The sequence below is a fragment of the Mycobacterium sp. E2989 genome, assembly GCF_001667595.1.
Taxonomy (GTDB): Bacteria; Actinomycetota; Actinomycetes; order Mycobacteriales; family Mycobacteriaceae; genus Mycobacterium.
Map to the genome: position 1 here is coordinate 33,556 of NZ_LZJX01000095.1, position 25,769 is coordinate 59,324.

The 25,769-nt window shown below is 69.6% G+C and carries 19 protein-coding genes; 4 read left to right on the forward strand and 15 right to left on the reverse strand.

Annotation, left to right across the window (positions count from 1 at the left end; all coding sequences use genetic code 11):
* The first annotated feature begins 17 nt into the window (after positions 1 to 17).
* Positions 18 to 2,843 carry an aminomethyl-transferring glycine dehydrogenase gene (gene gcvP, locus A5680_RS16440; RefSeq protein ID WP_067821149.1) on the forward strand — a complete coding sequence of 942 codons (2,826 nt, stop codon included), beginning with the start codon at positions 18 to 20 and terminating at the stop codon, positions 2,841 to 2,843.
* 4 nt (positions 2,844 to 2,847) lie between these two features.
* On the opposite strand, the gene A5680_RS16445 is transcribed toward gcvP, so the two are convergent.
* From A5680_RS16445 to A5680_RS16470, 6 genes are all read right to left on the reverse strand, one after another.
* Positions 2,848 to 3,708, reverse strand: a complete 861-nt coding sequence (locus tag A5680_RS16445) for a haloalkane dehalogenase (RefSeq protein WP_067821152.1) — start codon at positions 3,706 to 3,708, stop codon at positions 2,848 to 2,850.
* A gap of 17 nt (positions 3,709 to 3,725) precedes the next feature.
* The gene (gene kasB / locus A5680_RS16450; protein WP_055404173.1) at positions 3,726 to 4,979 is read right to left on the reverse strand and encodes a 3-oxoacyl-ACP synthase KasB; all 1,254 of its coding nucleotides are present in this window, start codon (positions 4,977 to 4,979) and stop codon (positions 3,726 to 3,728) included.
* Between the two features lie 238 nt (positions 4,980 to 5,217).
* The gene (locus A5680_RS16455) at positions 5,218 to 7,263 is read right to left on the reverse strand and encodes a substrate-binding domain-containing protein (RefSeq protein WP_067821155.1); all 2,046 of its coding nucleotides are present in this window, start codon (positions 7,261 to 7,263) and stop codon (positions 5,218 to 5,220) included.
* A 114-nt stretch (positions 7,264 to 7,377) separates the two neighbouring features.
* Positions 7,378 to 9,567 carry a malate synthase G gene (locus tag A5680_RS16460; protein WP_055404175.1) on the reverse strand — a complete coding sequence of 730 codons (2,190 nt, stop codon included), beginning with the start codon at positions 9,565 to 9,567 and terminating at the stop codon, positions 7,378 to 7,380.
* A gap of 280 nt (positions 9,568 to 9,847) precedes the next feature.
* Positions 9,848 to 10,888 (reverse strand): hemolysin family protein, encoded by a 1,041-nt coding sequence (locus A5680_RS16465; protein WP_067821158.1) that lies wholly within the window; start codon positions 10,886 to 10,888, stop codon positions 9,848 to 9,850.
* Positions 10,885 to 12,255, reverse strand: coding sequence for a hemolysin family protein (locus A5680_RS16470; RefSeq protein WP_067821161.1), 1,371 nt, complete (start codon positions 12,253 to 12,255; stop codon positions 10,885 to 10,887). Before A5680_RS16470 ends, A5680_RS16465 begins: the two co-directional genes overlap by 4 nt.
* Before the next feature lie 299 nt (positions 12,256 to 12,554).
* On the opposite strand from A5680_RS16470, the gene A5680_RS16475 reads away from it, so the two are divergent.
* On the forward strand, positions 12,555 to 13,175 hold the full coding sequence (locus A5680_RS16475; protein ID WP_067821164.1) for a GNAT family N-acetyltransferase: 621 nt from the start codon (positions 12,555 to 12,557) through the stop codon (positions 13,173 to 13,175).
* Between the two features lie 10 nt (positions 13,176 to 13,185).
* On the opposite strand, the gene A5680_RS16480 is transcribed toward A5680_RS16475, so the two are convergent.
* The 4 genes from A5680_RS16480 to A5680_RS16495 all read right to left on the reverse strand — a co-directional run bounded on the left by A5680_RS16480 (position 13,186) and on the right by A5680_RS16495 (position 17,605).
* The gene (locus tag A5680_RS16480; protein ID WP_067821167.1) at positions 13,186 to 14,622 is read right to left on the reverse strand and encodes a GuaB1 family IMP dehydrogenase-related protein; all 1,437 of its coding nucleotides are present in this window, start codon (positions 14,620 to 14,622) and stop codon (positions 13,186 to 13,188) included.
* 40 nt (positions 14,623 to 14,662) lie between these two features.
* Positions 14,663 to 16,120: an NADP-dependent phosphogluconate dehydrogenase gene (gene gndA, locus A5680_RS16485; RefSeq protein ID WP_067821170.1), complete on the reverse strand. Its 1,458-nt coding sequence runs from the start codon at positions 16,118 to 16,120 to the stop codon at positions 14,663 to 14,665.
* A 100-nt stretch (positions 16,121 to 16,220) separates the two neighbouring features.
* Positions 16,221 to 17,171 carry a M56 family metallopeptidase gene (locus tag A5680_RS16490; protein ID WP_055403614.1) on the reverse strand — a complete coding sequence of 317 codons (951 nt, stop codon included), beginning with the start codon at positions 17,169 to 17,171 and terminating at the stop codon, positions 16,221 to 16,223.
* 14 nt (positions 17,172 to 17,185) lie between these two features.
* A complete protein-coding gene (locus A5680_RS16495) occupies positions 17,186 to 17,605 on the reverse strand; it encodes a BlaI/MecI/CopY family transcriptional regulator (RefSeq protein ID WP_055403615.1) in 420 nt (139 codons plus the stop codon).
* A gap of 273 nt (positions 17,606 to 17,878) precedes the next feature.
* Here A5680_RS16495 and A5680_RS16500 point away from each other — a divergent pair, with 273 nt between their 5' ends.
* A complete protein-coding gene (locus A5680_RS16500; RefSeq protein WP_067821173.1) occupies positions 17,879 to 18,268 on the forward strand; it encodes a PaaI family thioesterase in 390 nt (129 codons plus the stop codon).
* Between the two features lie 13 nt (positions 18,269 to 18,281).
* Here the strand turns inward: A5680_RS16500 and A5680_RS16505 are convergent, their stop codons facing one another.
* The 4 genes from A5680_RS16505 to A5680_RS16520 all read right to left on the reverse strand — a co-directional run bounded on the left by A5680_RS16505 (position 18,282) and on the right by A5680_RS16520 (position 21,993).
* The gene (locus tag A5680_RS16505) at positions 18,282 to 19,670 is read right to left on the reverse strand and encodes an NAD(P)/FAD-dependent oxidoreductase (protein ID WP_067821176.1); all 1,389 of its coding nucleotides are present in this window, start codon (positions 19,668 to 19,670) and stop codon (positions 18,282 to 18,284) included.
* A 180-nt stretch (positions 19,671 to 19,850) separates the two neighbouring features.
* Positions 19,851 to 20,231, reverse strand: coding sequence for a DUF4189 domain-containing protein (locus tag A5680_RS16510; RefSeq protein ID WP_055403618.1), 381 nt, complete (start codon positions 20,229 to 20,231; stop codon positions 19,851 to 19,853).
* 107 nt (positions 20,232 to 20,338) lie between these two features.
* On the reverse strand, positions 20,339 to 21,256 hold the full coding sequence (locus A5680_RS16515; protein ID WP_055403619.1) for an LLM class F420-dependent oxidoreductase: 918 nt from the start codon (positions 21,254 to 21,256) through the stop codon (positions 20,339 to 20,341).
* Positions 21,257 to 21,315: 59 nt separating this feature from the next.
* Positions 21,316 to 21,993 (reverse strand): SDR family oxidoreductase, encoded by a 678-nt coding sequence (locus A5680_RS16520; protein ID WP_067821263.1) that lies wholly within the window; start codon positions 21,991 to 21,993, stop codon positions 21,316 to 21,318.
* A 254-nt stretch (positions 21,994 to 22,247) separates the two neighbouring features.
* Here A5680_RS16520 and modA point away from each other — a divergent pair, with 254 nt between their 5' ends.
* Complete coding sequence (modA, locus tag A5680_RS16525; protein ID WP_067821179.1) at positions 22,248 to 23,018, forward strand: molybdate ABC transporter substrate-binding protein; 771 nt, start codon at positions 22,248 to 22,250, stop codon at positions 23,016 to 23,018.
* 9 nt (positions 23,019 to 23,027) lie between these two features.
* Here modA and A5680_RS16530 read toward each other — a convergent pair whose 3' ends face one another.
* Positions 23,028 to 25,688, reverse strand: a complete 2,661-nt coding sequence (locus A5680_RS16530; RefSeq protein ID WP_231977641.1) for an adenylate/guanylate cyclase domain-containing protein — start codon at positions 25,686 to 25,688, stop codon at positions 23,028 to 23,030.
* Positions 25,689 to 25,769 lie beyond the last annotated feature (81 nt).

Consider the following 25,769-nt stretch of genomic DNA (forward strand, 5'->3'; position numbering starts at 1 on the left):
GCCGTAGGAGTTCGCCAGTGCCCGACCAATCAACCTTCGCAGCCCGGCACATCGGGCCGGACGGCCAAGCCGTCGCGACCATGCTCGCCGTCATCGGCGTCGATTCGCTCGACCAGCTGGCGGCCAAGGCCGTCCCCGCCGGCATCCTCGACAAGCTCACCGGCGGCGGGGCGGCACCCGGGCTGGACGAGCTGCCGCCGGCCGTCACCGAGACCGAGGCGCTGGCCGAGCTGCGGGCGATGGCCGAGGCAAACACGGTGGCCGTGTCGATGATCGGTCAGGGCTACTACGACACGCTCACCCCGCCGGTGCTGCTGCGCAACGTGCTGGAGAACCCGGCCTGGTACACCGCCTACACGCCGTACCAGCCCGAGATCAGCCAGGGCCGGCTGGAGGCGCTGCTGAACTTCCAGACGATGGTGGCCGACCTGACCGGGCTCGAAGTCGCCAACGCCTCGATGCTCGACGAGGGCACCGCGGCCGCCGAGGCCATGACGCTGATGCACCGCGCGACCCGCGGCACGTCGAACCGGCTGGCCGTCGACGCCGACCTGTTCGCCCAGACCGCGGCCGTGCTGGCGACGCGGGCGCGGCCGCTGGGCATCGAGATCGTCACCGCCGACCTGAGCGCGGGCCTGCCCGACGGCGACTTCTTCGGCGTCATCACGCAGCTGCCCGGCGCGAGCGGCCGGATCACCGACTGGGCCGCGCTGGTGCAACAGGCGCACGACCGTGGCGCGCTCATCGCCATCGGCGCCGACCTGCTGGCGTGCACGCTGATCACGCCGCCGGGCGACATCGGTGCCGACGTCGCGTTCGGCACGACCCAACGATTCGGTGTGCCAATGGGATTCGGCGGTCCGCACGCCGGTTACCTGTCCGTGCACTCCAAGCACGCCCGGCAGCTGCCGGGCCGGCTCGTCGGCGTGTCGCTGGATGCCGACGGCTCCCCGGCCTACCGGCTGGCGCTGCAGACCCGCGAGCAGCACATCCGCCGGGACAAGGCGACCAGCAACATCTGCACCGCGCAGGTGCTGTTGGCGGTGATGGCCGCGATGTACGCCAGCTACCACGGCGCCGACGGGCTGGCCGCGATCGCCCGCCGGGTGCACGCCCACGCCGAGGCCATCGCCGCGGCGCTCGGCGACGCGCTGGTCCACGCCACCTTCTTCGACACCGTGCTGGCGCGGGTCCCGGGTCGCGCGGACGAGGTGGTGGCCGCGGCCAAGGCGAACGGCGTCAACCTGTGGCGCGTCGACGCCGACCACGTCTCGGTCGCCTGCGACGAGGCCACCACCGACGCCCACGTGGCGGCCGTGCTGGAGGCGTTCGGGGTCGCGGCGGCCGAGCCGGCAGGCGTCGACATCGCGACCCGCACGTCGGAGTTCCTGACCCATCCGGCGTTCACGCAGTACCGCACCGAGACGGCGATGATGCGGTACCTGCGCACGCTGGCGGACAAGGATATCGCCTTGGACCGCAGCATGATTCCGCTCGGCTCCTGCACCATGAAACTCAACGCCGCCGCGGAGATGGAGCCGATCACCTGGCCCGAATTCGCGCGCCAGCACCCGTTCGCCCCGGCGTCCGACACGCCCGGGCTGCGCCGGCTGATCAGCGACCTTCAGACCTGGCTGGTGCGGATCACCGGGTACGACGCCGTGTCGCTGCAACCCAACGCCGGCTCGCAGGGCGAGTACGCCGGTCTGCTGGCCATCCACGACTACCACGCCAGCCGGGGCGAACCGCACCGCAACATCTGCCTGATCCCGTCCAGCGCGCACGGCACCAACGCGGCATCGGCGGCGCTGGCCGGCATGCGGGTGGTCGTGGTGGCCTGCCACGACAACGGTGACGTCGACCTGGATGACCTGCGCGCCAAGGTGACTCAGCACGGCGACGAGCTGTCCACGCTGATGATCACCTACCCGTCCACCCACGGCGTCTACGAGCACGACATCGCCGAGATCTGCGCGGCCGTGCACGACGCCGGCGGCCAGGTGTACGTCGACGGCGCCAACCTCAACGCGCTGGTCGGCCTGGCCCGGCCCGGAAAGTTCGGCGGCGACGTCAGCCACCTGAACCTGCACAAGACGTTCTGCATCCCGCACGGCGGCGGGGGACCGGGTGTGGGGCCGGTGGCGGTGCGCGAGCACCTGGCCCCGTTCCTGCCCGGGCACCCGCACGCCCCGGAATTGCCGCAGGGTCATCCGGTGTCCTCGGCGCCCTACGGCTCGGCCTCGATCCTGCCGATCAGCTGGGCCTACATCAGGATGATGGGCGCCGACGGCCTGCGGGCGGCGTCGCTGACCGCCATCGCGTCGGCCAACTACATCGCCCGCCGGCTCGACGAGTACTTCCCGGTGCTCTACACCGGGGAGAACGGCATGGTCGCCCACGAATGCATCCTGGACCTGCGGCCGATCACCAAGTCCACCGGCGTTACCGTCGACGACGTCGCAAAGCGGTTGGCGGACTATGGTTTTCACGCACCGACGATGAGCTTCCCGGTGGCGGGCACGCTCATGGTGGAGCCCACCGAGAGCGAGACGCTGACCGAGGTCGACGCCTTCTGCGAAGCGATGATCGCCATCCGCGGTGAGATCGACCGGGTGGGTTCGGGGGAGTGGCCGGTCGACGACAACCCGCTGCGGGGCGCGCCGCACACGGCCGAGTGCCTGCTGGTCACCGACTGGGAGCACCCGTACACGCGTGAAGAGGCCGCCTACCCGCTGGGCAAGGCCTTCCGGCCGAAGGTATGGCCGCCGGTGCGGCGCATCGACGGCGCCTACGGGGACCGCAACCTGGTGTGCTCGTGCCCGCCGGTGGAGGCGTTCGCCTGACCGGCTAGCCGAATCGCTCGACGATCGCCGCCGCGATCTGATCCGGCGCGTCCTCCTGGATGAAGTGCTTGGCGTGGGGCAGTTCGACGACGACGTGGTCGGGGAACGCCGCGCGCATGCGCGGGATGTTGGGACCCGGCCGGAAGGCGAAGTCCTTCATGCCCCAGACGAACAGGGCCGGTTTGGTGCCCAGCTTGTCCGGCACCTCCCGGGCGAGCCGCGCCAGCAGCGGGCCCGCGACCAGGATCTGCTTGGGCATCTCGGCGACGCCCCTGCGGGCGTCCGGGTTGGGCTGCACCGCGCGGTAGTGCGCCATCACCGCGTCGCTGGGGCGGTGCGCGGTTCCGGCGGGGACCAAACGCTCGACGAAGAAGTTGCGCTGCAGGATCGCGTATTGCAGTGGCGGGCTGGACATCACGCGGCTGAACATCTTCGTGGTGAATTCCGACGTCGGCCAGAACCAGGTGTTGCCCAGGATGACGCCGCGCACCCGCTCGGCACGCTGGACGGCGACCGCCATGCTGATGGGCCCACCCCAGTCCTGGCCCATGGTCAGGTAGCCGTCCAGGCCGAGATGGTCGACGAACTCGCCGACCACCCGGGCATGCTCCTCGATCGTGTAGCCGAACGCGGCCGGCCGATCCGAAAGGCCGAACCCGAGGTAATCCGGTGCGATGCAACGGAACCGGTCGCGCAGCGCGATGACGATGTTGCGGTACAGGAAGCTCCACGTCGGGTTGCCGTGATACAGCAGGATCGGCGGCCCGTCACCCTCGTCGAGGTAGTGCATGCGGCCTTGTGAGCTGTCGAACCAGCGCGACTGGAACGGATACAGCCGGGGGTCGGGGGTGAAGGCGATGCTCATGTCCGGCGGTCGAGCCGTCAGTACCGGCCGAAGGCCAGGGCGACGTTGTGGCCCCCGAACCCGAACGAGTTGTTGATGGCGTACCGGTAGTTGCCGCGCCGGGGATCGCCCGCCACCACGTCCAAATCGATTTCCGGGTCGAGGTTTTCCAGGTTCAGCGTCGGCGGGACGATCTGATCGCGCAGCGCCAGCACGGTCAGGATGGACTCCACCGCGCCGACCGCGCCGACCGAATGGCCCAGGGCGGACTTGGGCGCGTACACCGCCGGCTTGTTGCTGCCCAGCGCGTTGTTGATCGCCTTGCCCTCGGCCAGGTCACCGATCTGGGTGCCGGTGGCATGGGCGTTGACGTGGTCGATGTCGCCGGGCGTGAGGCCCGCGAGCTGGATGGCGCGCGTCATCGCCTGGCCGGCACGGTTGCCGCTCGGGTCCGGCGCCACCATGTGGTAGCCGTCGGACGTCACGCCGGCCCCCATCAGCCGGGCCAGGATGCGCGCCCCGCGCGCCTTTGCGTGCTGCTCGGTTTCGAGCACCATCAGGGCGCCGGCCTCGCCGAACACGAACCCGTCGCGGTCCTTGTCGAACGGGCGGCAGGCCCCGGCCGGATTCGCGTTGTTCGTCGACATCACGATCCGCATGTTCGCGAAGGCGGCGATGGGCACCGCCTCGATCCTGGTCTCGACGCCCCCGCAGATCGCGACGTCGGCCTCCCCGAACGCCATCGCCTGCCAGGCCCGGGCGATGGCCTCGGAACCGGACGCACACGCCGACACCGGCGTCATCACCCCGGCCCGGGCCCGTCGTTCCAGCCCCACCGCGTTGGCGGCCGCGTCGGGCATGTACTTGCTGACGGCCAGCGGCGAGACCGCCTTCACACCCCGGGCGCGCAGGGTGTCGCGGGTGAAGACCAGTTCCTCGCCGGAGCCGAAACCGGTGCCGATGGACACCAGCACCCGGTTGGGGTCGACCTCGGGCGAGCCGGCATGGTCCCAGGCCCGCCGGTTGACGATGGCGGACATTCGGGCCAGGTAGCCCGTCCTGCGCAGCTCCGCCGGGTTCAGCTCGCTGTCGAACTCCTCGAGCAGGTGCCCGCCGATGCGAACCGGGAGGTCGAATTCCTCCACGAACGGGTCATCGAGTTCGCGGATCCCACTTTGGCAGTCGAGGAGCAACTTCCAGGTCGTCTCGGCATCGGTGGCCAACGCGGTGGTCATCGCGAACCCGGTCACGACGATGTCCGGAAGCGCCTGCCCAGTAACCAGATTCGTCATTGCTGTCGCCGTCATCCTTTCGCAGCGTCACCCCCGGCCGTGTTCGCGGACGCGCGTGTTGGCAGGTCACCCTCCCCAGGTGAGAAGGAAGGCGCCCGACCCGAACCATCGCACCGCTCCCCATAGCGTTGGCCGTGGCATCAACCTCGGTCGAGCCTAGCGCCAAGTTGGGATTCCGAGCCGGAACACCCCGCCGCAACCTTCGCTTACCGGTCCGTACCCGAGCCTATCCCCGGCCTCAGCCCAGGAAGGCGTTGATGGCCGCGGCGAGGTCGGGGGACGCCGAGCTGGCCAGATTCTGGTAGCCACCACCGCTGAGCTGGGCGACCGCCTCCCAGGTTGCGCGGTCCGGGTCGCCGCCGAAGTCGATGACGTTCACCGCGATCGGCTTGGCCGGGTCGGCGCTCTTGCGGATGAAGTCCTGCAGGCCGGGGCCGTCGAGGGTCTGGTCGGTGTGCGGGCCCGCCGTGATGACCAGGATCGAGTTGGTCTGGCCGGCGCGGTAGTTGGCCTGCAGGTCCTGGTAGATCATCCGCAGGGTGGTGAAGGACACCGCGCCACCGGCCGAGGAGTATTGCTTGTCCAGCGCGGCCGTCAGCGCCGTCGACCTCGGCTGGCCGTTGACCGGGTCTCCGAGCGGGCCGCCGGGCACCTCCGAACGCCCCTCGTGGCCGTCGAACGTCCACAGGCCGACCACTGCGGTCGGCGGCAACGCCCTGATCTTGTCCTGAAGTGCGCCAATCACATTCGCCAGCCGGGACTTGCCGCCTTCCTGGCCGGGCATGGACTGGTCGAGCATGATGGTCGCGGCCAGTCCGCTCGACGGGGCGGCCATGGCCTCGGCCAGCGTCGCGCGCATGGCCTCGTCACCCACCGACAGCGCCGCGGGCAGCGCCGGGAACGAGGTGACCGGGCTGCTGGGCGGGGAGACGCCGTTGACCCGGAAACCGGCCTTGGCCAGCTTGGCGAGTTGATCCGGCTTGTGCATGAAGCGGGCGAACTCGCTGGCCGCCGAGGTCTGGTCCTTGGTCAGCCAGGACCCGCTGAGCAATACAGTGGGATAGTCGGCGACCGGCGCCGGCCCGGACGGCATCCAGGAAGCCAACGCGCCCTTGGCGTTTGGCAGCGTCTGCCCCCGCTGGAACAGTTGCTGCTCGGTGGTGACCACGGCGTGCACCGGCGCGCTTGCCGCGTCAGGGTGCCCGATCAGGATGTCCATCGCCTCGGTCAGCGAGTTGTTCGCCAGCTTGGGTTGCGCGCCCAGCACCGTGCGCACCGCGCCGGTACCCTGCGTCGCGGGGCCACCGGGAGGCGCCGCGGCCGCCGCTATCGCTTCCCCGGCCAGGAACGCGGCGTCACCGTTGCCGCTCATCGGCACGGCCAGCCGCAGCGACCCCCACGCCGGCAGGTTCACGCCGGCCAGCCCGTTCGGGTTCGTCTGCAGCCCGGGCAGCGCCGCCCAGGTCTGGTTGCCGAGCGCCTGCTGCAGCTCGGGACGGACGGCCAGCACCACCGGCGACGTCACCAGCGAGCGGCTGTCGGTGATCGTTTTCTGCGCCGTGGCCCCGGCGAGCCGGGCGGCCGAGATCGAGCTTGCCGGGATCCACAACGCCGGCTGTCCGCCCAGCTCGGCGGGCCACTTGCCGATGAATCCGTTGAGCACCGCGTCGGAGGCGGCCGGTTTGACGCTGACCGCCACGCAGTGGTCGCCGATCGGGCCGGCGGTGGCGTTGTAGCTTTCCGCGAACTGTTGCACCGAATCGGCGATCGACGGGTCGGCGACCACCGCGACCGTCTCCTTGCCGCCCACGCAGCCCCCGGCGGCCTTGTGCGAGCGGTTGGACAGCGCGTCGCCGAAGAAGCTCCACAGGATCACGCTGCCCACCACCACGACGACGGCGACCAGCGCCACGATCACGCCGATGCTGACACCCCGCCGCCCGCCCTCGCTGCGGTGGCCGCCGCGCCAATCGCCGAGCCCGCGGTGGCCGCGGGAAAACAGCGAGGGCGACGAGGCCGGCGGCTCCGCGCTCGACGGGCCGGGCTGCCGGGGCGGGAACTCCGGGTAGTCGTCGGCAGTGCCGCCCTCGGACGCGTCGCCGGCGGCATAGGGTTCATCCTCGGCGGGGAAGTCGTCGTCGCCGCGGAAGTCATCGTCGGCGGGATAGTGCCCCTCGTCCGAGTAGTCCTCGGTGACGTCGTCCCGCTGCTGGTCGTCCGCCTCGCCGTCGTCGTACGGCTCGTCGACGGAGTCGTCAGGGTCGGGCAAACTGTGCCTACCCATAGCGGTGTCCGTCGCCTTTCCGTCGATGAAGCCGAGCTGTTGTCAATCCGCCGCTGATCTTAGTCATCGGCGGCGTCGATGCGCCGCGAGCCCGATGCGGGCACGGGCTCAATCTCACCGCGCCGCGCGGGCCTTGGCTTCGCGCCGGCGGCGATGCAGGATCGGCTCGGTGTAGCCGTTGGGCTGCTGCGTGCCGGTCAGGATCAGGTCCTGGGCGGCCAGGAACGCCAGGCTGTCGTCGAAGTTGGGCGCCATCGGCTGGTACGCCGCATCCTTGGCGTTCTGCTCGTCCACCAGCGGCGCCATCCGCTCCAGGCTGGCGCGCACGTCCTCCTCGGTGATCACACCGTGCCGCAGCCAGTTGGCCAGCAGCTGGCTCGAAATCCGCAGCGTGGCACGGTCTTCCATGAGCGCCACGTCGTGGATGTCGGGCACCTTCGAGCAGCCGACGCCCTGGGCGACCCAGCGCACCACGTAGCCCAGGATCGACTGGCAGTTGTTGTCGACCTCCTCGCGGATCTCCTCGGGCGCCCAGGCCAGTTCCTTGGCCAGCGGGATGGTCAGCAGCTCGTCGATGTTGGTGCGCTTCTTGCCCGCCAGCTCCTCCTGGACGGCGCCCACGTCGACGTAGTGGTAGTGCATCGCGTGCAGGGTGGCCGCCGTCGGCGAGGGCACCCACGCGGTGGTGGCGCCGGCCTTGGGCTGGCCGATCTTCTGCTCGACCATGTCGGCCATCAGCTCGGTCATCGCCCACATGCCCTTGCCGATCTGGGCCTTGCCCTTGAACCCGGCGGCCAGCCCGATGTCGACGTTGGCGTCCTCGTAGGCCTTGATCCAGGTGCTGTTCTTCATCGCACCCTTGCGGATCATCGGGCCGGCTTCCATCGAGGTGTGGATCTCGTCACCGGTGCGGTCCAGGAAGCCGGTGTTGATGAACACCACCCGGTCGGCCGCGGCCTTGATGCACGCCTTGAGGTTGACGGTGGTGCGCCGTTCCTCGTCCATGATGCCGACCTTGAGGGTGGCCTGCGGCAGGCCCAGGACGTCCTCGACGCGGCTGAACAGCTCGCAGGTGAACGCGACCTCGTCGGGACCGTGCATCTTGGGCTTGACGATGTAGATGGATCCGGTGCGGCTGTTGGCCAGCGGGCCGTTGTCGGAGCCGGTCTTGAGCCCGTGGATCGCGGTCAGGCCGGTGAACAGCGCGTCCATGATGCCCTCGAACACCTCGTTGCCCTCGGCGTCCACGATCGCGTCGTTGGTCATCAGGTGGCCCACGTTGCGGACGAACAACAGGCTGCGGCCGGGCAGGGTCAGCTGGCCCTCACCGTCGGGCGTGGTGTAGGTGCGATCCTGGTTGAGCACCCGGGTGAAGCTCTTGCCGTCCTTGGCGACCTCCTCGGACAGGTCGCCCTTGTTCAGGCCGAGCCAGTTGCGGTAGCCGAGCACCTTGTCGTCGGCGTCGACGGCGGCCACCGAGTCCTCGAAGTCCATGATCGTGGTGACCGCGGATTCCAGCACCACGTCCTTGATGCCGGCGCGGTCGGTCTTGCCGATCGGCGATTCCGGGTCGAGAAGGATCTCGATGTGCAGGCCGTGGTTGACCAGCAGCACCGACCAGTCGGGGGAGCCGAGCTCGCCGGTGTAGCCGGCGAACTTCTCCGGGCTGGCCAGGCCGACGGAGCCGTCACCGGTCGCCACCTTCAGCTGCCCGTCGTCGACGGACAGGCCCGTCGCGTCCGCCCAGGAGCCGGACTCCAGCGGCACGGCCTCGTCGAGGAACTTGCGCGCGTAGGCGATGACCTTGTCGCCGCGAACCTTGTTGTAGCCGGTGCCCTTTTCAGCGCCGTCGTCCTCCGGGATCACGTCGGTGCCGTACAGGGCGTCGTACAGCGAGCCCCAGCGCGCGTTCGCGGCGTTCAGCGCGAAGCGGGCGTTGAGCACCGGCACCACCAGCTGGGGGCCCGCGGTCGTGGTGATCTCGTCGTCGACACCGGAGGTGGTGATGGTGAAGTCTTCGGGTTCGGGCAGCAGGTAACCGATTTCGGTGATGAACTGGCGGTACGCCTCGACGTCGAACGGCTCGATGACGCGTTGGCGGTGCCACTTGTCGATCTGGGCCTGCAGCTCGTCGCGCCGGCGCAGCAGATCCTGGTTCTTGGGCGTGAGGTCGGTGACGACTTTGTCGACTCCGGCCCAGAAGCTGTCCGCGTCGATGTCGGTGCCGGGCAGGGCCTCGTTGTTCACGAAGTCGTAGAGCACTCGGGCGACGCGCAGGTTCCCCGCCGACACGCGATCAGTCATGTTTCTCCTCCATAATGAAGCCTCTTCAAGCCGCCATTGGCTCGGAGCGGCAATGCCTTCAGCGTACCGAGCAGCAGCCTGGTGAGCTTATCCGCCTAACCCGCCACCCCAGGTCAGGCCGCGCTGACAGCTCAAAACCAGGCCGCCGCGGCGGGCCAGGGGATCGTTTTCCAGCAACGCATCCGCGCGCGGGGATCCTGCGCCCTCCAGCACTTTGTTGACTGGCAGCCGATGGAAATCATACGGGCTCTTGCGAATCCGCCTCGGGGACGGCGTACCCCTAAGCCTCGCGCATCGTGCCGACGAGGTCCTCAACCAGGTCTTCCATCGCGACCATCGCCACCACCTCGCCGCCCGCGCCGGTCACCAGCGCCAGATGGCTGTTGCTGCGGCGCATCCGTGACAGCGCGTCGGCCAGCGGCAGCGACTTGGGCAGCCGCGGCAGGGGCCGGACCATCGCCAGGTCGATCACCGTGCGCGGATCGTCACCGAGCGTCAGCATGTCCTTGATGTGCAGGTAGCCGATGAAGTCGCCGGCGGCGTTCGCCACCGGAAACCGCGAGTAGCCGGTCCGGGCCAGGGCCTGCTCGACGGCGCCGATCGTCGGCCCGCTGCCCGGCGCGGCCACCGGCACGGCGTGGACGTCGGCGAGCGGGACGGCCACGTCGCCGACCACCCGGGTGCCGATCTGCAGCGCCCGCGTCAGCCGGGTGTGCTCCTCGCGGTCCAGCAGGCCTTCGGATTCCGATTCGGCGATCATCTCGCTGAGCTCAACGGGGGAGACCGCGATCTCGAGCTCTTCCTTGGGCTCCACGCCCAACGCGCGGACCACCACGCTGGCGCACTTGTTGTAGAACACGATCAACGGCCGGACGGCTCGCACATAGGCCAGGTAGGCCGGCACCAGCAGCATCGCGGTGCGCTCGGGGCCCGCCAGCGCGATGTTCTTGGGCACCATCTCGCCGAGCAGCACGTGCAGCGTGACGACGATCGCCAGCGCGATGGCGAACGACAGCGTGTGCAGCAGCGTCGGGGGAATGCTGGTCAGGCCCAGCGCCGAGCGCAGCAGGCTGGAGACCGCCGACTCACCGATCCGGCCGAGCAGCAGCGAGGCGGCCGTGACCCCCAGCTGGGCCCCGGCCAGCATGGCCGGGAGCTGCTCGCCGGCACGGATCACGGTGACCGCCCGCGCCTTGCCCTGTTCGGCCAACGCTTCGAGGCGGTCGCGCCGGGCCGAGATCAGCGAGAATTCCGCCCCGACGAAGAAGGCGTTCACGCCGATCAGCAGGATCGCCAGGACCACGCCCACGGGATCGCTCATCGTTGCCCCCCGGCCGCCGCGGTCTCGCCGTCACCGCGAAGCTCGATCAGCTCCAGCAGGTCGATGCGGCGTCCCTCCATCCGGATGACGGTCGCTTGCCACCGCAACGCATGGTCCAGCAGCCCGTCGGCGTCCAGGGCCGGCAGCTTGACCGTTTCGCCGGCCACCGGGATGTGACCGAATTCGCGCAGCGCCAGCCCGCCGATGGTCTCGTAGGGCCCCTCGGGGGCGCGGAAGCCGGTGGCGGTGGCCACCTCGTCGATGCGCAGCAGACCCGAGACCCGCCAGCCGCTGCCCGCCGCGACCACGTCCGGGGTGGCGTCGTCGTGTTCGTCGCGGACGTCGCCGACGATTTCCTCGATCAGGTCCTCGACCGTCACCATGCCCGCGGTGCCGCCGTATTCGTCGACGACCATCGCGGTCTGCAGGCTGTTGGCGCGGATCTCCGCCATGACGGCGTCGCCGTCCAGCGTCGACGGCACCACCGGAACGGGCCGCGCCACGGTCGTCAGCAGCGTGCGCGCCCGGTCGGCCGCCGGGATGGCCAGCACCTGTTTGACGTGCACGATGCCGACGGTTTCGTCGAGGTCGCCGTCGACGATCGGGAAGCGGGAGAAGCCGGACTCGGCGGCCGCGGCCACCAGGTCGGCGACGGTCTCGTCGGTCTGCAGCGCCACGATCTTCGACCGGGGCGTCATCAGCTCCTCGGCGGTCAGGGTGCCGAACTGCAGCGAGCGCCGCACCAGCGCGGCGGTGGCCGCGTCCAGGGAGCCGCTGCGCGCCGAGGAGCGCACCAGCGACAACAGCTCCTGCGGCGACCGCGCCGACCGCAGCTCCTCGGCCGGTTCGATGCCCAGCCGGCGCACGATCCAGTTCGCCGCGCCGTTGGTGAGCCGGATCGCCGGGGTGAACAGCAGCGAGAACAGCAACTGGACGCCTACCACGGCCCGGGCCGTGGACAACGGCCGGGCGACGGCGAGGTATTTCGGGACCAGCTCGCCGAACACCATCGACACCGAGGTGACGATCACCAACGCCACGAACGCCATGATCGCGTCGGCCACCTTGTCGGGAACGCCCATCGCGTCGAACCACGGGTGCGGCAGGTCGGCCAGCATCGGGTCGGTCAGGTAACCGGCCGCCAGGGTGGTCGCCGAGATGCCCAACTGGGCGCCGGACAGCTGGAACGACAGCTTGTGGTGGGCCCGCCGGATCGCGCGGTCCCGGCGCCCGCCGCCGCGGGCGTTGGCCTCCACCGCGCTGCGGTCCAGCGTCGTGAGCGAGAACTCGGCGGCCACGAATATCGCGTTGCCGAAGATGAGCACCGCGATGGCCACGATGCTGAGCGCGGTGACGTTGACGTTCATCGATCACGCCGCCCGCCGGCCGATCGGCCTGCCCGCCTCGCCGGGGAGGGCTCCGCATCGGGCGGCTCGTCCGACGGCTGCCGCCCCCGAAAGCCCATGGCCTGCACGGGTGCCTGCGGCACGTCGATCCTTTCGCTGCGGAGAATCCGGTGCGGACGCGGTCGCCTCCGTCTTTGCTGATTTATGGTAGCCGGATCCGGGCCGCGCCCCGGCCGAGCACCGTGTTCGCCGGCGCCCCGCTCGGGGACCGCGACCCAAGTATGGGTTGCCTAACCTTACTCCGGTAGGCTCTGCGCACTATGGCCTCCGAAGCCCCACCCGAAACCCAACCGGCCCAAGCCCTTCCGCGCGAGCGCGCCGACATCCCCCACGAGATCGCGCGCATCGCCCGGCCGCCGCTGCCCGTGCTGGAGGCGCCCTTCGCGCTGCGCGTCGCGCGGCACGAGGACGCGGGCATGGTGTCGGACTGGATGAACCGCCCGCACCTGGCGGCGGCCTGGGAATACGACTGGCCCACCCCGCGGTGGGAGCGACATCTGGGTGCGCAGCTGGACGGCACGTATTCGCTGCCGCTGATCGGCGCCGTCCGCAACACGGCGTGCGCCTATCTCGAAGTGTATTGGGGCGCAAAGGATTTGATTTCTCGGCATTACGATGCCCAGCCCTTCGACCTGGGGCTGCACGCCGCGATCGCCGACCCCGCCATGGTGCACCAGGGGCTGGGCGCGACGCTGCTGCCGCGGATCGTCGGCAGCCTGTTCGCCGCGGAGCCCCGGTGCCGGCGCATCATGTTCGACCCCGATCACCGCAACACCTCGGCGCGCCGCGTGTGCGAGTACGTCGGCTGCGCGTTCCTCGGCGAGCACGACACCGGGAACCGGCGCATATCGCTCTACGCGCTGCCCCGTCCGGACGCGTGACCGGGGCCGCTCACCAACCCAGCGGCAGCGGATGCCCTTCGGCGAATCCGGCGGTGGACTGCACCCCGACGACGGCCCGCTCGTACAGCTCGGTCAGGTTGGCGGCGCCGACGTAGGTGCACGTGCTGCGCACGCCCGAGGTGATGTGGTCGAGCAGATCCTCGACGCCGCCGCGATCGGGGTCCAGCTCCATGCGTGATGTCGAAATGCCTTCCTCGAACAGCGCTTTGCGGGCGCGATCGAACGCGGTGTCGGCGGCGCTGCGGGCCACCACCGCTCGCTTGGAGGCCATGCCGTAGCTCTCCTTGTAGGGCTGGTCCTCGCGGTCGCGCATCAGGTCCCCGGGCGATTCGTAGGTCCCGGCGAACCACGAACCGATCATCACGTTGGACGCCCCGGCCACCAGCGCCAGGGCCACGTCCCGCGGGTGCCGGACGCCGCCGTCGGCCCACACGTGCCCACCCAATTGCCTTGCCGCCGAGGCGCATTCGACCACGGCCGAGAACTGTGGGCGGCCCACGGCGGTCATCATCCGGGTGGTGCACATCGCCCCCGGCCCGACGCCGACCTTGACGATGTTGGCCCCGGCGCCCAGCAGGTCGCGGGTGCCCTCGGCCGAGACGACGTTGCCCGCCACCAGCGGCACGCCGAGTTCCAGCGACGACACCGTGCGGATCGCGTCGAGCGTCTTGACCTGGTGCCCGTGCGCGGTATCGATGACGAGCACGTCGACGCCCGCCTCGACCAGGGAGCGCGCCTTGGCCCCCACGTCGCCGTTGATGCCGACGGCCGCGCCCACCCGCAGCCGTCCGGTGCCGTCGACCGCCGGCGTGTAGAGGCCGGTCCGGACGGCCCCGGTGCGGGTCAGCACGCCGGACAGCGTGCCGTCCGCGTTCGTCACCACGGCGACGCCGATCGGGGCGTGCTCGAGCAGGTCGAAGATCTTGCGCGGCTCGGTGCCGGCCGGGGCGGTGACGAAATCGGTGATGGCGACGTCGCGCACCCGGGTGAAGCGGTCCACGCCCAGGCAGCAGGATTCGCTGACCAAACCGATGGGGCGGCCCTCGAACGCGACGACGGCGACCCCGTGGGCGCGCTTGTGGATCAGCGCCGTCGCGTCGGACACCGAATCGTCGGGCCCCAGCACCACCGGGGTGTCGAGAACCAGGTCCCGGCTCTTGACGAACTCCACGGTCTGCTGCACCGCGGTGATCGGCAGGTCCTGCGGCAGGATGACCAGGCCCCCCCGCCGCGCGACCGTCTCGGCCATCCGCCGCCCGGCCACCGCGGTCATGTTGGCGACCACCACCGGAATGGTGGTGCCCGAGCCGTCGGCGGTGGACAGGTCGACGCTGAAGCGCGAGGCGACCTCCGACCGGTTCGGCATGATGAAGACGTCGTTGTAGGTCAGGTCGTACCCGGGCCGATGCCCGTCCAGGAATCTCATCGCCGTCGCCTGCCCCCTCGTGTCCTCTAGTAGTACCCCGCTAGGCGGGCACTTCGCTGCGGTCCCCGCTCCACAGCGTGTGGAAGCGCTTGGCCGGGTCGTCGTCGATGCGGCCGTAGGTGTGTGCCCCGAAGAAGTCCCGCAGGCCCTGGGTCAGCGCGGCCGGCAGCCGCTCGGTGCGCAGGGCGTCGTAGTAGGACAGCGCGGAGGAGAAGCCCGGGATCGGGATGCCCAGGCGCGTGGCGGTCACCACGACGCGACGCCAGCCGTCGATGGCGGCCTCGATCGCGCTCCGGAAGTAGGGCGCGACGATCAGGGACGGCAGGTCGGGGTCCTCGTCGAAGGCGTCCTTGATGCGGTTGAGGAACTTCGCGCGGATGATGCAGCCGCCGCGCCAGATGGTGGCCAGGTCACCCGGCGTGATGTCCCAGTCGTATTCGGCGCTGCCGGCCTGGATCTGGTTGAAGCCCTGGGCGTAAGCGATGATCTTCGACGCATACAGGGCCTGGCGGACATCCTCCACGAATTGCTTTGCATCGCTGGGCTTTTCGCCCAGCTGGCCGGACGCCAGCCCGGTGGTGGCCCTGCGCTGGGTCACCGAACCCGACAGCGCGCGGGCGAACACCGCCTCGGCGATGCCGGTGACCGGGACACCGAGGTCCAGCGCCGACTTCACCGTCCAGCGGCCGGTGCCCTTCTGCTCGGCCTCGTCGAGGATGACGTCGACGAGCGGCTTACCCGTCTTGGCGTCGTTCTGACGCAACACTTTTGCGGTGATCTCGACGAGGAAGCTGTCCAGGTCGCCTTTGTTCCACTCGTCGAAGACGTCGGCGATCTCGCCCGCGGTCTTGCCCAGGCCGTCGCGCAGCAGCTGGTAGGCCTCGCCAATCAGCTGCATGTCGGAGTACTCGATGCCGTTGTGCACCATCTTCACGAAGTGGCCGGCGCCGTCGGGCCCGATGTGGGTGCAGCACGGGACGCCGTCGACGTGGGCGGAGATCTCCTCGAGCAGCGGGCCCAGCGACTTGTACGACTCGGCGGGGCCGCCCGGCATGATCGAGGGCCCGTTCAGCGCGCCCTCCTCGCCGCCCGAGATGCCGGCGCCGACGAAGTGCAGGCCGCGCTCCCGCATGGCCTTCTCCCGTCGAATGGTGTCGGTGTAGAGGGCGTTGCCACCGTCGATGATGATGTCGCCTTCCTCCATGGCGTCGGCAAGCTCGTTGATCACCGCGTCGGTGGGGTCGCCGGCCTTGACCATGATCAGCACCCGTCGGGGCTTCTCGAGCGCGTCCAGGAACTCGGCGATGGACTCCGAGCGCACGAAGTTGCCCTCGTCGCCGTGCTCGGACAGCAGCGCGTCGGTTTTCGCGATCGACCGGTTGTGCAGCGCGACGGTGTAGCCGTGCCGGGCGAAATTGCGTGCGATGTTCGAACCCATCACCGCCAGCCCGGTGACGCCGATTTGCGCGGTACCCGTAGTCGAATCGGACGAACTCATGTCTTGGCCTCTCACGTCGGTGAACTCTGCCGAAAAGCTTTCCGTCACACTGTGGCACAGCGGGCAGGCGTGCGCCCGGGGTGATCGCTTCGGCGTCGGGTCAGAGGTTGAACAGGCGCCGCAGCTCCGTGAGCCACGGTACGGCCAGCGCGACGGTGGGCACCACGAACACGGCCACCGCGGACAGGTATGCGGCCGCCGAAAGCGCCAAGCTGTTGCCGTCCCCGCACAGCCGGCGCACGCGGACCACCGTGCTGGGGCCGCCGGCGGCCAACGCGCCCGACGGCGCGCGCCCCGACGCGCAGGCAACCAGCGCGCGGGCCAGGGGAGTGCGACCCGCCGCGCGCACGGCGGCGTCGTCGGCGAGCAGCTCGACGAGGAGCTTCACCGCGCCGAGCGCGTTCGCGCTGCGCACCAGCCGCGGGAAGGCGGCGTGCACGGCGGTGAAGGCCTCCAGGACGAGGTCGTGCCGGGCGCGCAGGTGGGCCCGCTCGTGGCTGAGGATCGCGGCGACCTCGGCATCGGCGAGCGCGCTCAGCGCGCCCTCGCTGACGACCACCCGGCTACGGACGCCCGGCAGGCAGTAGGCGAGCGGCTGCGGGACGTCCAACACCCGGAGGTCGCGGGTGCGGGCGCAGGGCCGGGGGAGCGCCCCGTCGTGCCCGTGGCCAACCAAATCGACCACCATGCGGTGATGGGCTCGCCGGCGCCGGTTGACGATGGCGACCCGGACGACGGCGACCATCAAGCGGGCGCCGACCAGCACCGTCAGGGCGAACACGCTGATGTAGGCAGCCCACAGCGGCCACCCGAGCCGGCCGGCCGCGCCGACGATGCTGGCCGTGGGCCGCCCGTCGGGACCCGGCATCAACAGCCGAGTGGCGATGGCGATGCCGGCGCTGAACGCCGAGAGGACCGCGGCCAGCGCGATGGCCTGCCACAACACCATCGCGGCGCGCGGAGCGCGCAGCGGCCAGCTCGCGCGTGCCAACAAGGCCGGCACCGGGCCGACCAGCAGCACCGCGAGGATGGTGAAGGCCAGCGCGGACACGCTGCCAGTCTCCCTCAGTCCTCCGTCGACGCGCCAGCGGATGGCGCGTGATCGCGTTGATTGGCCTCGAGTTCGGCCAGCGCCCGCCGCAGGGCGTCCGCCTCGTCGGCGCCCACCCGCTCGACGAAGTGCACCAGCGCGGCCTGCCGGCCGCCGGAGTCTTCCGCCTGGGCGAGGGCGTCCACCATCAGGCCGGCGACCAGTTCGTCGCGGCCGTGCACGGGCGCGTAGCGGTGCGCGCGGTCGTCGCGAATCTGGGAGACCAGGTTCTTCTTGGCCAGCCGTTGCAGGACGGTCATGATCGTCGTGTAGGCAAGGTCGCGTCGCGCGGACAACGCGTCATGGACCTGCCGGACCGTTTGAGGCTCGGGCATGGACCACAAGTGATCCATCACCGCGCGTTCCAGATCCCCCAGCCGGGTCAGTTTCGCCATAGTGCGTTCTCTCCTGAGCGTCGACATCATCGTACTCCGCGTTACTACCGACCGTCGTACCGAAGCGGCTCCCCGCGCCGCCGAATAGGTGCTTGCGAAATTAGGGCAGCCTTGCCTATGCTAACCGGGTCGAGCGAACAACGACCGCGGCAGAGTCCTGAGGGCTGCAGTGACCCCCGGTCTACTCGATCGGCGAGCCCCGTGCCCAGCGGCACGGGGCTCAGCCGTTTCTGGGCGATGGTGTAAACACAGAACGTGCCACAGCCGCCGACCATGCCACCGGATTTCACCGCGCCCTTCGATCAGGAGATCGGGCTGCAATTCACCGAACTCAGCCCCGACGGCGCCCGGGCGCAACTCGAGGTCACCCCCAAGCTGCTGCAGCCGATGGGCCTGGTGCACGGCGGTGTCTACTGCTCGATCATCGAGAGCATGGCCAGCGTGGCGGCCTACACCTGGCTCGCCACCCGTGGCGGCGGCAACGTGGTCGGCGTCAACAACAACACCGACTTTCTGCGTTCCATCGGCTCGGGCATGGTCTACGGCACCGCCGAGCCGATCCATCGGGGCCGGCGCCAGCAGCTGTGGCTGGTCACCATCACCGACGACGACGGCAAGGTGGTGGCCCGCGGCCAGGTGCGGCTGCAGAACCTCGAGGCGTAGCCGAGGCGGCCGGTTAGCTCGCGCGCCTGGTGGTCGCCGGGCGCTTGGCCTCCGCCGCAAGCACCGCCAGTTGTTCGAGGCGGGTGCGGGCGAAGGCCTGCTGCTCGGTGATGGTCAGCTGGCCGCGGCGGGTGCTCAGGAACGTGACCGTCCACGACAGCAACGTGCTGACCTTCGTCTTGAACCCGACCAGGTAGACCAGGTGCAGCACCAGCCACATCAGCCAGGCGATGAAGCCGCTGAACTCCAGCGGGCCGACCTTGGCCACGGCGGAAAACCGCGAGACGGTGGCCATGGAGCCCTTGTCGAAGTACTGGAACGGCTCGCGCTCCGCCGGGTTCGCGCCGCCCAGTTCGGCCTTGATCGTGCCGGCGACGTACTTGGCGCCCTGAATGGCGCCCTGGGCCACGCCCGGAACGCCCTCGACGGCGGCCATGTCGCCGATCACGAACACGTTCGGGTGTCCCGGGATCGACAGGTCGGGCAGCACCTTGACCCGGCCCGCCCGGTCGAGTTCGACCGACGACTGCTCGGCCAGGTCCCGGCCCAGCCCGCTGGCCTGCACGCCGGCGGACCACACCTTGCAGGCGGACTCGATGCGCCGGACGGTGCCGTCGGAGTCCTTGACCGTGATGCCGTTGCGGTCGACGTCGGTGACCATCGCCCCCAGCTGGATCTCCACGCCCATCTTCTCCAGCCGGGCCCGCGCCCGCGTCCCCAGCTTCTCGCCGAACGGCGGCAGCACGGCCGGGGCGGCGTCGAGCAAGATCACCCGCGCCCTGGTGGAGTCGATGCCCCGGAAGGAGCCCTTCAGGGTGTGGGCCGCCAATTCCGCGATCTGCCCGGCCATTTCGACGCCGGTGGGGCCGGCGCCGATGACGGTGAACGTCAGCAGCTTGGCCCGTCGCTCCGGATCACTCGACCGCTCGGCCTGTTCGAACGCGCTCAAGATCCGTCCGCGCACCTCGAGCGCGTCGTCGATGGACTTCATGCCGGGCGCGAACTCGGCGAAGTGGTCGTTGCCGAAGTAGGACTGGCCCGCGCCGGCGGCGATAATCAGGCTGTCGTAAGGGGTTTCGTAGGTGTGGCCGAGCAAATCGGAAACGACGAACTTCCCGGCCAGATCGATGTGCGTGACGTCGCCGAGCAGCACCTGAACGTTGCGCTGCCTGCGCAGGACGACGCGGGTGGGCGGGGCGATGTCGCCCTCGGACACGATGCCGGTCGCCACCTGGTACAGCAACGGCTGGAACAGGTGATGGGTGGTGCGGGCGATCAGCTTGATGTCGACGTTCGCGTGCTTGAGTTTCTTTGCCGCGTTGAGGCCACCGAAGCCCGAACCGATGATGACGACCTGGTGGCGACGATCGGTTCCAGCTGTGGTTTCTGGTGGGGGGCTCATGTTTCCACTGCTCCTGACGGGGGCTTCTGGACACGCGACTGTTGTTAGCCACAACGCTAGTCAGGCGGGTACCCGGAAACCTAATTGATACCCCTGTGTTGTTTGCAACACTAACGGTGTACGGCGGCGAAAACCCTGGTGGGCAACGGGTGCTGTGGCGCAGTTATCACCGCGCCGCCGTCACTGGCTGGAGCCTTCTCCCGCGCAGTGGTCGTGGCCCTGAGCGATGGTTCCGCCGGGGGCGCGGCCGAGCGCTGCCGCCTCCGCCTCCTCCCGCGTCGGACCCCAGCCGCCGAAGTATCGGGTCTTGGCCGCGTTGACCGCGAGCGCCAGGCAGCCACCCTCGCCGCTGGCCAGCAGGCGGCAGTCGCTGATGCTCTTGCGGCAGGTGTCCATCACCGCCTTCTCGGCCGCGCCCTGATTGGCCGCCCCGTCGGCGATCTTGATCTGGCCGGTGGAGTCCGAGATCGCCATGGCGATCCAGTTGTTGTCGGCGTGCGCGATCGGCGGTGCGGCAAACGCCACACCGGCCGCGATCGCCGCCACGGCTCGTCTCTTCATGGCCCGCCCGGCCCTTTTCTTCCGCGCTGCACCCGGTGGCGCAGGTAAACGCTGCTACACCGAAGTATTACCGCGGCGGGGCCAATTCGCGACCCCAGGGCAGCGGGCTACAGGCCGACGGCCGGGCGCAGCGCCTCACCCACCGCGGCGATGACGCCGGGGGTGTAGAAGGGCAGGTTGATGATCACGCCGTCGATGCCGGCGTCGACCACCTTGGTCTTGATCTGGTCGGCCACCGAGTCGGGGCTGCCGACCACCATGCGCTGGGTCATCTCCGCCGGAACCTGATCGGGTTTCGCGTTCTCGTCGACCAGCACCGTCGTCAGCGTGCTGGTCTCCAGCGTCGCCGGGTCGCGGCCGATGTCCTCGCAGCGCCGCCGCACGACCTCCAATTTGCCTGGCAGCTCGTCGAATCCGGCGATGACGTTCAGGTGGTCGAAGTGGCGCGCGGCGAGCGGGATCGTCTTCTTCTCACCGCTGCCGCCGATCATCAGCGGAATGTGGTCGCGGAAGCGGGGATTCGCGAGCGCCTCGCGCACTTGGTACCACTTGCCCGAGAAGGTGGGCCGCTCGCCGGAGATCATCGGCAGGATGATCTGCAGCGCCTCCTCGAGCCGGTTGAACCTGTCGGTGAAGGTGCCGAATTCGAATCCCAGTTGGTCGTGTTCGAGTTCGAACCAGCCGGTGCCGATGCCCAGGATCGCGCGACCCTGGCTGACCACGTCGAGGGTGGTGATCGTCTTCGCCAGCAGCGCCGGGTTGCGGTAGGTGTTGCCGGTCACCAAGGTGCCCAACTGAACTCGTTCGGTGGCGGTGGCCAGCGCGCCCAGGGCGGTGTAGGCCTCCAGCATCGGCTGGTCGGGATCGCCGAGCATGGGGAGTTGGTAGAAGTGGTCCATCACGAAGACCGAATCGAAACCGGCCGCCTCGGCCTCGCGGGCCTGGGCCGCAACGGTGGGGAAGAGCTGCTCCACCCCGGTGCCGTAGGAGAAGTTGGGAATCTGCAGACCGAGTCGAATTGCCACGCGATCTACCGTAGTGCGGCGCCGCGCGCGACGATACGGCTCGACCGGTGATTACGCCCTCAGCCGAATTGCGCGAGCGCGCCGTGGCTGACGTGCAGCGTCTGGCCGGTGATGTGCCGGGCCGCCGGGGTGGTGAGGAACAGCGCCAGCCGGGCCACCTCGGCGGCGACCGACGGGGGCGTGCGGGACAGGCCGTCGTAACCGGGCTGGGCGCTGCGCCCGCTGGCCACGGCGTTGACCGTGATGCCACGCGTGCCGAAGATGCTCGCCTGCCCGGCGACCCAAGTCGACAGCGTCGCTTTGATCGCGGCCTCGACGCTTCCGGCGGGCGGGTTCTCCGGCACCACGCTGATGATCGAGCCGCCCGAGCGCAGGTGGTCGCCCACGGTCTGCACCGTCAACACCGCCGACAGCACGGTGGCGTCCAGGGCGTTCCGCCACGCAGCGGCGGTGTCGGCGAGCGAGTAGGTGCGCGGGTCGCCGGCTTCCCAGGAGGGCGCCGGCACGTTGACGATGGTGTCCAGGTGGTGCGGGAACAGCGCGCGGGCCTCGGTCAGGCTCGCCGCGTCGGTGGTGTCGCAAACGATCGCGTCGACGTCCAGTTCCTTCGCGGCGATCTCCAGGTCGCTGCGCCGCGCCCCCACGAGGGTCACCTTGTGACCGTCATCGCGGAAGCCTTCGGCCACTGTGCGACCCAGTTCGGTGTCTCCGCCGGTGACCAGTACTTCCACTGCCATGACCTCCTCGTGTTCAACGTTGAACCCAGACCCGGGCAGTTCCGTGTGGTCGACCACCGGACCGCTGAGAGGACCCGCCTGGGATGTCAGCGCGTTATGGCATCAATCTCCTTAGATGTTACTGGACAGTAGCTAGTCGGCGAAATTGTTCGCGCCGCGACGCGCGGATCATTTGCATAACTCTTCGGCCGTCACTTTTCTGCGCCGATTCGGCGGGTAATTGGACCGCATTGGCGGCGGGTTAGGGTGCATCCATGCCTCGGATCGGGTTGCTGGCGGGTTTGGTGTCGACGCTGCTGGCGGCGACCCTCATCGGGTGCGGTTCGAAATCGGCGCCACCGCCCTCGGCGTCGGGGAAGGTGGTGGTATTCGCCGCGGCCTCGCTGAAGCCCGCGTTCACCCAGATCAGTGCGCAGTTCAAGGCGGAAAACGCCGGCAGCGAGGTCGACTTCGAATTCGCCGGATCCTCCGAACTGGCCACCCAGTTGACGCAGGGCGCGGCCGCCGACGTCTTCGCCTCGGCGGACACCGCGCAGATGGGCACGGTCGCCAGGGCCGGCTTGCTGTCCGGTGACCCGACGAACTTCGCGTCGAACACCCTGGAGATCGTCACGGCGCCGGGCAACCCCAAAAACGTCGGATCGTTCGCCGACCTCGCCAGGCCGGGCGTGGCCGTGGTCGTGTGCCAACAGCCGGTGCCGTGCGGGTCGGCCACCCGCCGCGTCGAGGACAGCACCGGGGTGCGTCTCAACCCGGTGAGCGAGGAGTTGAGCGTGACGGATGTCCTCAACAAGGTCACCACCGGGCAGGCCGACGCCGGGCTGGTCTACGTCACCGACGCGCGCAGCGCCGGGAACAAGGTCACCGCGGTGGCCTTCCCGGAGGCGGCCCGCGCGGTGAACGTTTATCCGATCGCGGTGTTGAAGAAGGCGCCGCAGCCGACGCTGGCGCAACGGTTAGTGGCCATGGTGACGGGTGACGCCGGCCAAAAGATTCTGGCCCAGTTGGGTTTTGCCAAGCCCTGATCAGCGCGGCTATTCGAATTCCGTTCTCGCCCGGTCGATTTGGTCATAGGCGTAGGTCACGATGTCGGCGATGGTCATCGCCGCGCCCTTGCGAGCCAGCGATTCGTAGGTTTGGTCGCCGAGGACCTTGCGAAGGTCGGCGATCAATTCCGAGAGTTCGGGCAAGGTCGTTGCTGCCATCGGGCTCACCGCCGCCAAACCGGCGATGGTGGCGGCCGGTTCGTAGTGTCCCAGCCGGTTGAGGAACACGGCGAGGACGGCGAGCGCGTTGTACATCATGCCGATGTTGCCCGACTCGTGGTTGTTGCGGATGGCCACGGCGAGGTGATCCACCGCCGCCCCGGGGTCCCCTTGCTCGGCCATGAGTCCGGCGGCCCAGTACGGGAATTGGGTCTCGTAGAACCGGTTGCCGCTATCCCGCGCGACGAGCAGACTGCGGCGCAGCGCCGCCAGGGCGCGATCCGGATTGGTGGCCCGGACCGCGTACCCGTACGCGAAGAGTGCGTAGGCAAGCACCCATGGATTCCCGGTGGCCTCGGCGGCATCGATGAGGCCGTCGCCCGTTGCCAACGCCTCGTCAGCCGAACCGCAGACGGCCAAAGCGAACACCAGGTTCGCCCTGGCGAACGTGTTGGCGTCACCACCGCGCCGCACCTGGGCGCGGCACAGCTCGAGATACCGTTCGGGCTGCCCGACGAACAAATACGCGCTGCCGAGAAAGGCCTCGCCGAAGGACGACACCTTGTCGCCGGCGGCGGCGATAACCGTCGCACCGATTTCGCTGTAGCGCACGGCCTCTTGGTACCGGCCGACCAGAACGGCCAGCGATGCCCCCACGCACACGGCTGCCAGCCGCGGGTGGTCGACGGCACGAAGGGGGCCGACCATTTCTTCGGCCCAGGCGATGGGTTCGTAGTTCTCGAGGAACGGACCAAGCAAGCCCGCATACGCGGCGATGGCCGCACCCGCATCCAGGTCGCCGTGTTCGATCGACCAGCGAAAGGCGGTGCGCAAGTTGGCCAACTCGACCGTCAGCCAGTCGTATGCCTCGCGCTGGCGCGGGCTGTCCCACAGCGCCATGATGTCGGCCTCACGCCCGGCGAAGTAGTGGGCATGCGCGGCGCGAATCTCCTCCGCGCCGGAGGCGAGGAGCTGTTCCTCGGCGAACTGGCGGATCGTCTCCAGCATCGAGAACCGGGTGCGTCCCGAAGACCGGTCGGCGACCAGCAGCGACTTGCGCACCAGAGCATCGAGCAGGTCCAGGATGGCGTAGTCATCATCGGAACCCATGACGGCACAAGCGCTTTGGAGGTCGAACCCGCCGGCGAAGACCGAACAGCGGTCCAGCACTGCCCGTTCGGTGTCGTCGAGCAGGTCGTAGGACCAGGCCACCGCGTGGCGCAGCGTGTGGTGGCGTTCCAGGCCGCGCCGCGAGCCGACCAGCAGCCTGAAGCGCTGGTCAAGGCGGTCGCGCATTTCACCGGCGGTCATCGACGCCATCCGCGAGGCGGCCAGTTCGATGGCGAGGGGAATTCCGTCCAGCCGCCGGCATATCTCGGCCACCGCGGCGGCCTCACCGCCGTCGGCCATCGAGAAGCCCGCCGAGATGCCTTGGGCGCGTTCGGCGAACAGCGTCACCGCGGCCGAGTCCACTCCCGCCGCCACGTCCAGGGAGCGCACCGGGCGCACCTGCTCGTCCGGGATGCCGAGGCCTTCGCGGCTGGTGGCAAGGATTTTCACGGTCGCTGATCGCGCGAGGATGGCTTCGATCAGGTCGGCGGCGGCGTCGAGCACGTGCTCGCAGTTGTCGAGCACCAACAGCCTGACCCGGCCCTCCAACGCGGCGGCCACCGACTCGGTGACGGTCTTGCCGGGCTGCTGGGTGATGCCGAGCACCGCCGCGACGGCGTCGGGCACCGCCGCCGCATCGGTGACCGCGGCCAATTCGAAAAGCCAAGCGCCGTCCGGGAATTCATCGGCCAACCGCGCGGCCACCTCCAACGCCAGGCGGGTCTTGCCGACGCCGCCGACTCCGGTCAGCGTCACCAGCCGGTGCGTCTTGACCGCCGCCTCGATGTCGGCGACCGCGGCCTCGCGGCCGATCAGGCTGGTGCCCGCGGGACGCAGATTTCCCGGACTCGCATCCAGCGCCCGCAGCGGCGGGAACTCCGTCCGCAGGCCTTCGGCGCGGACCTGGAACACGCCGACCGGCAGGGGGATGTCCCGCAACCGTCGTGGCCCCAGGTCGAGCAGATCCACTCCGTTCAGCAGGCCTGCCGTCGACTCGGCCACCAGGATCTGACCGCCGTGCCCGGCGGCCATCACCCGCGCCGCACGGTTGAGCACGGTGCCGAAGTAGTCGTTGTCGCGCAGCTCGGCCTCGCCGGTGGCCAGCCCCATTCGCACCGGCAAGTCGAGGGTGCGCTGCGCTGCCACCGCGGCATCCACCGCCGCGCGCGGCGAGGCGAACGCCGCGCACACACCGTCACCGGTGTGCTTGAACAACCAGCCCCGGTGCTCCTCGATCGCTTTACGCAAGGCGTCGTCGTGGGCCGCGAGGGCCGCCCGCATCGCGTCCGCGTCGGCCTCCCACCGACGCGTCGAACCCTCGACGTCGGTGAACAGGAACGTCACCACCCCCGAAGGAGCAGCCGCCGGCGGAGCGGACACCCCAGCAGAATCTCACAACGGACCCGCTTCGGCCTCGCACATCGGCGGAAACCGCGGCCCCGGGCGCTAGGTTGGGGCGGT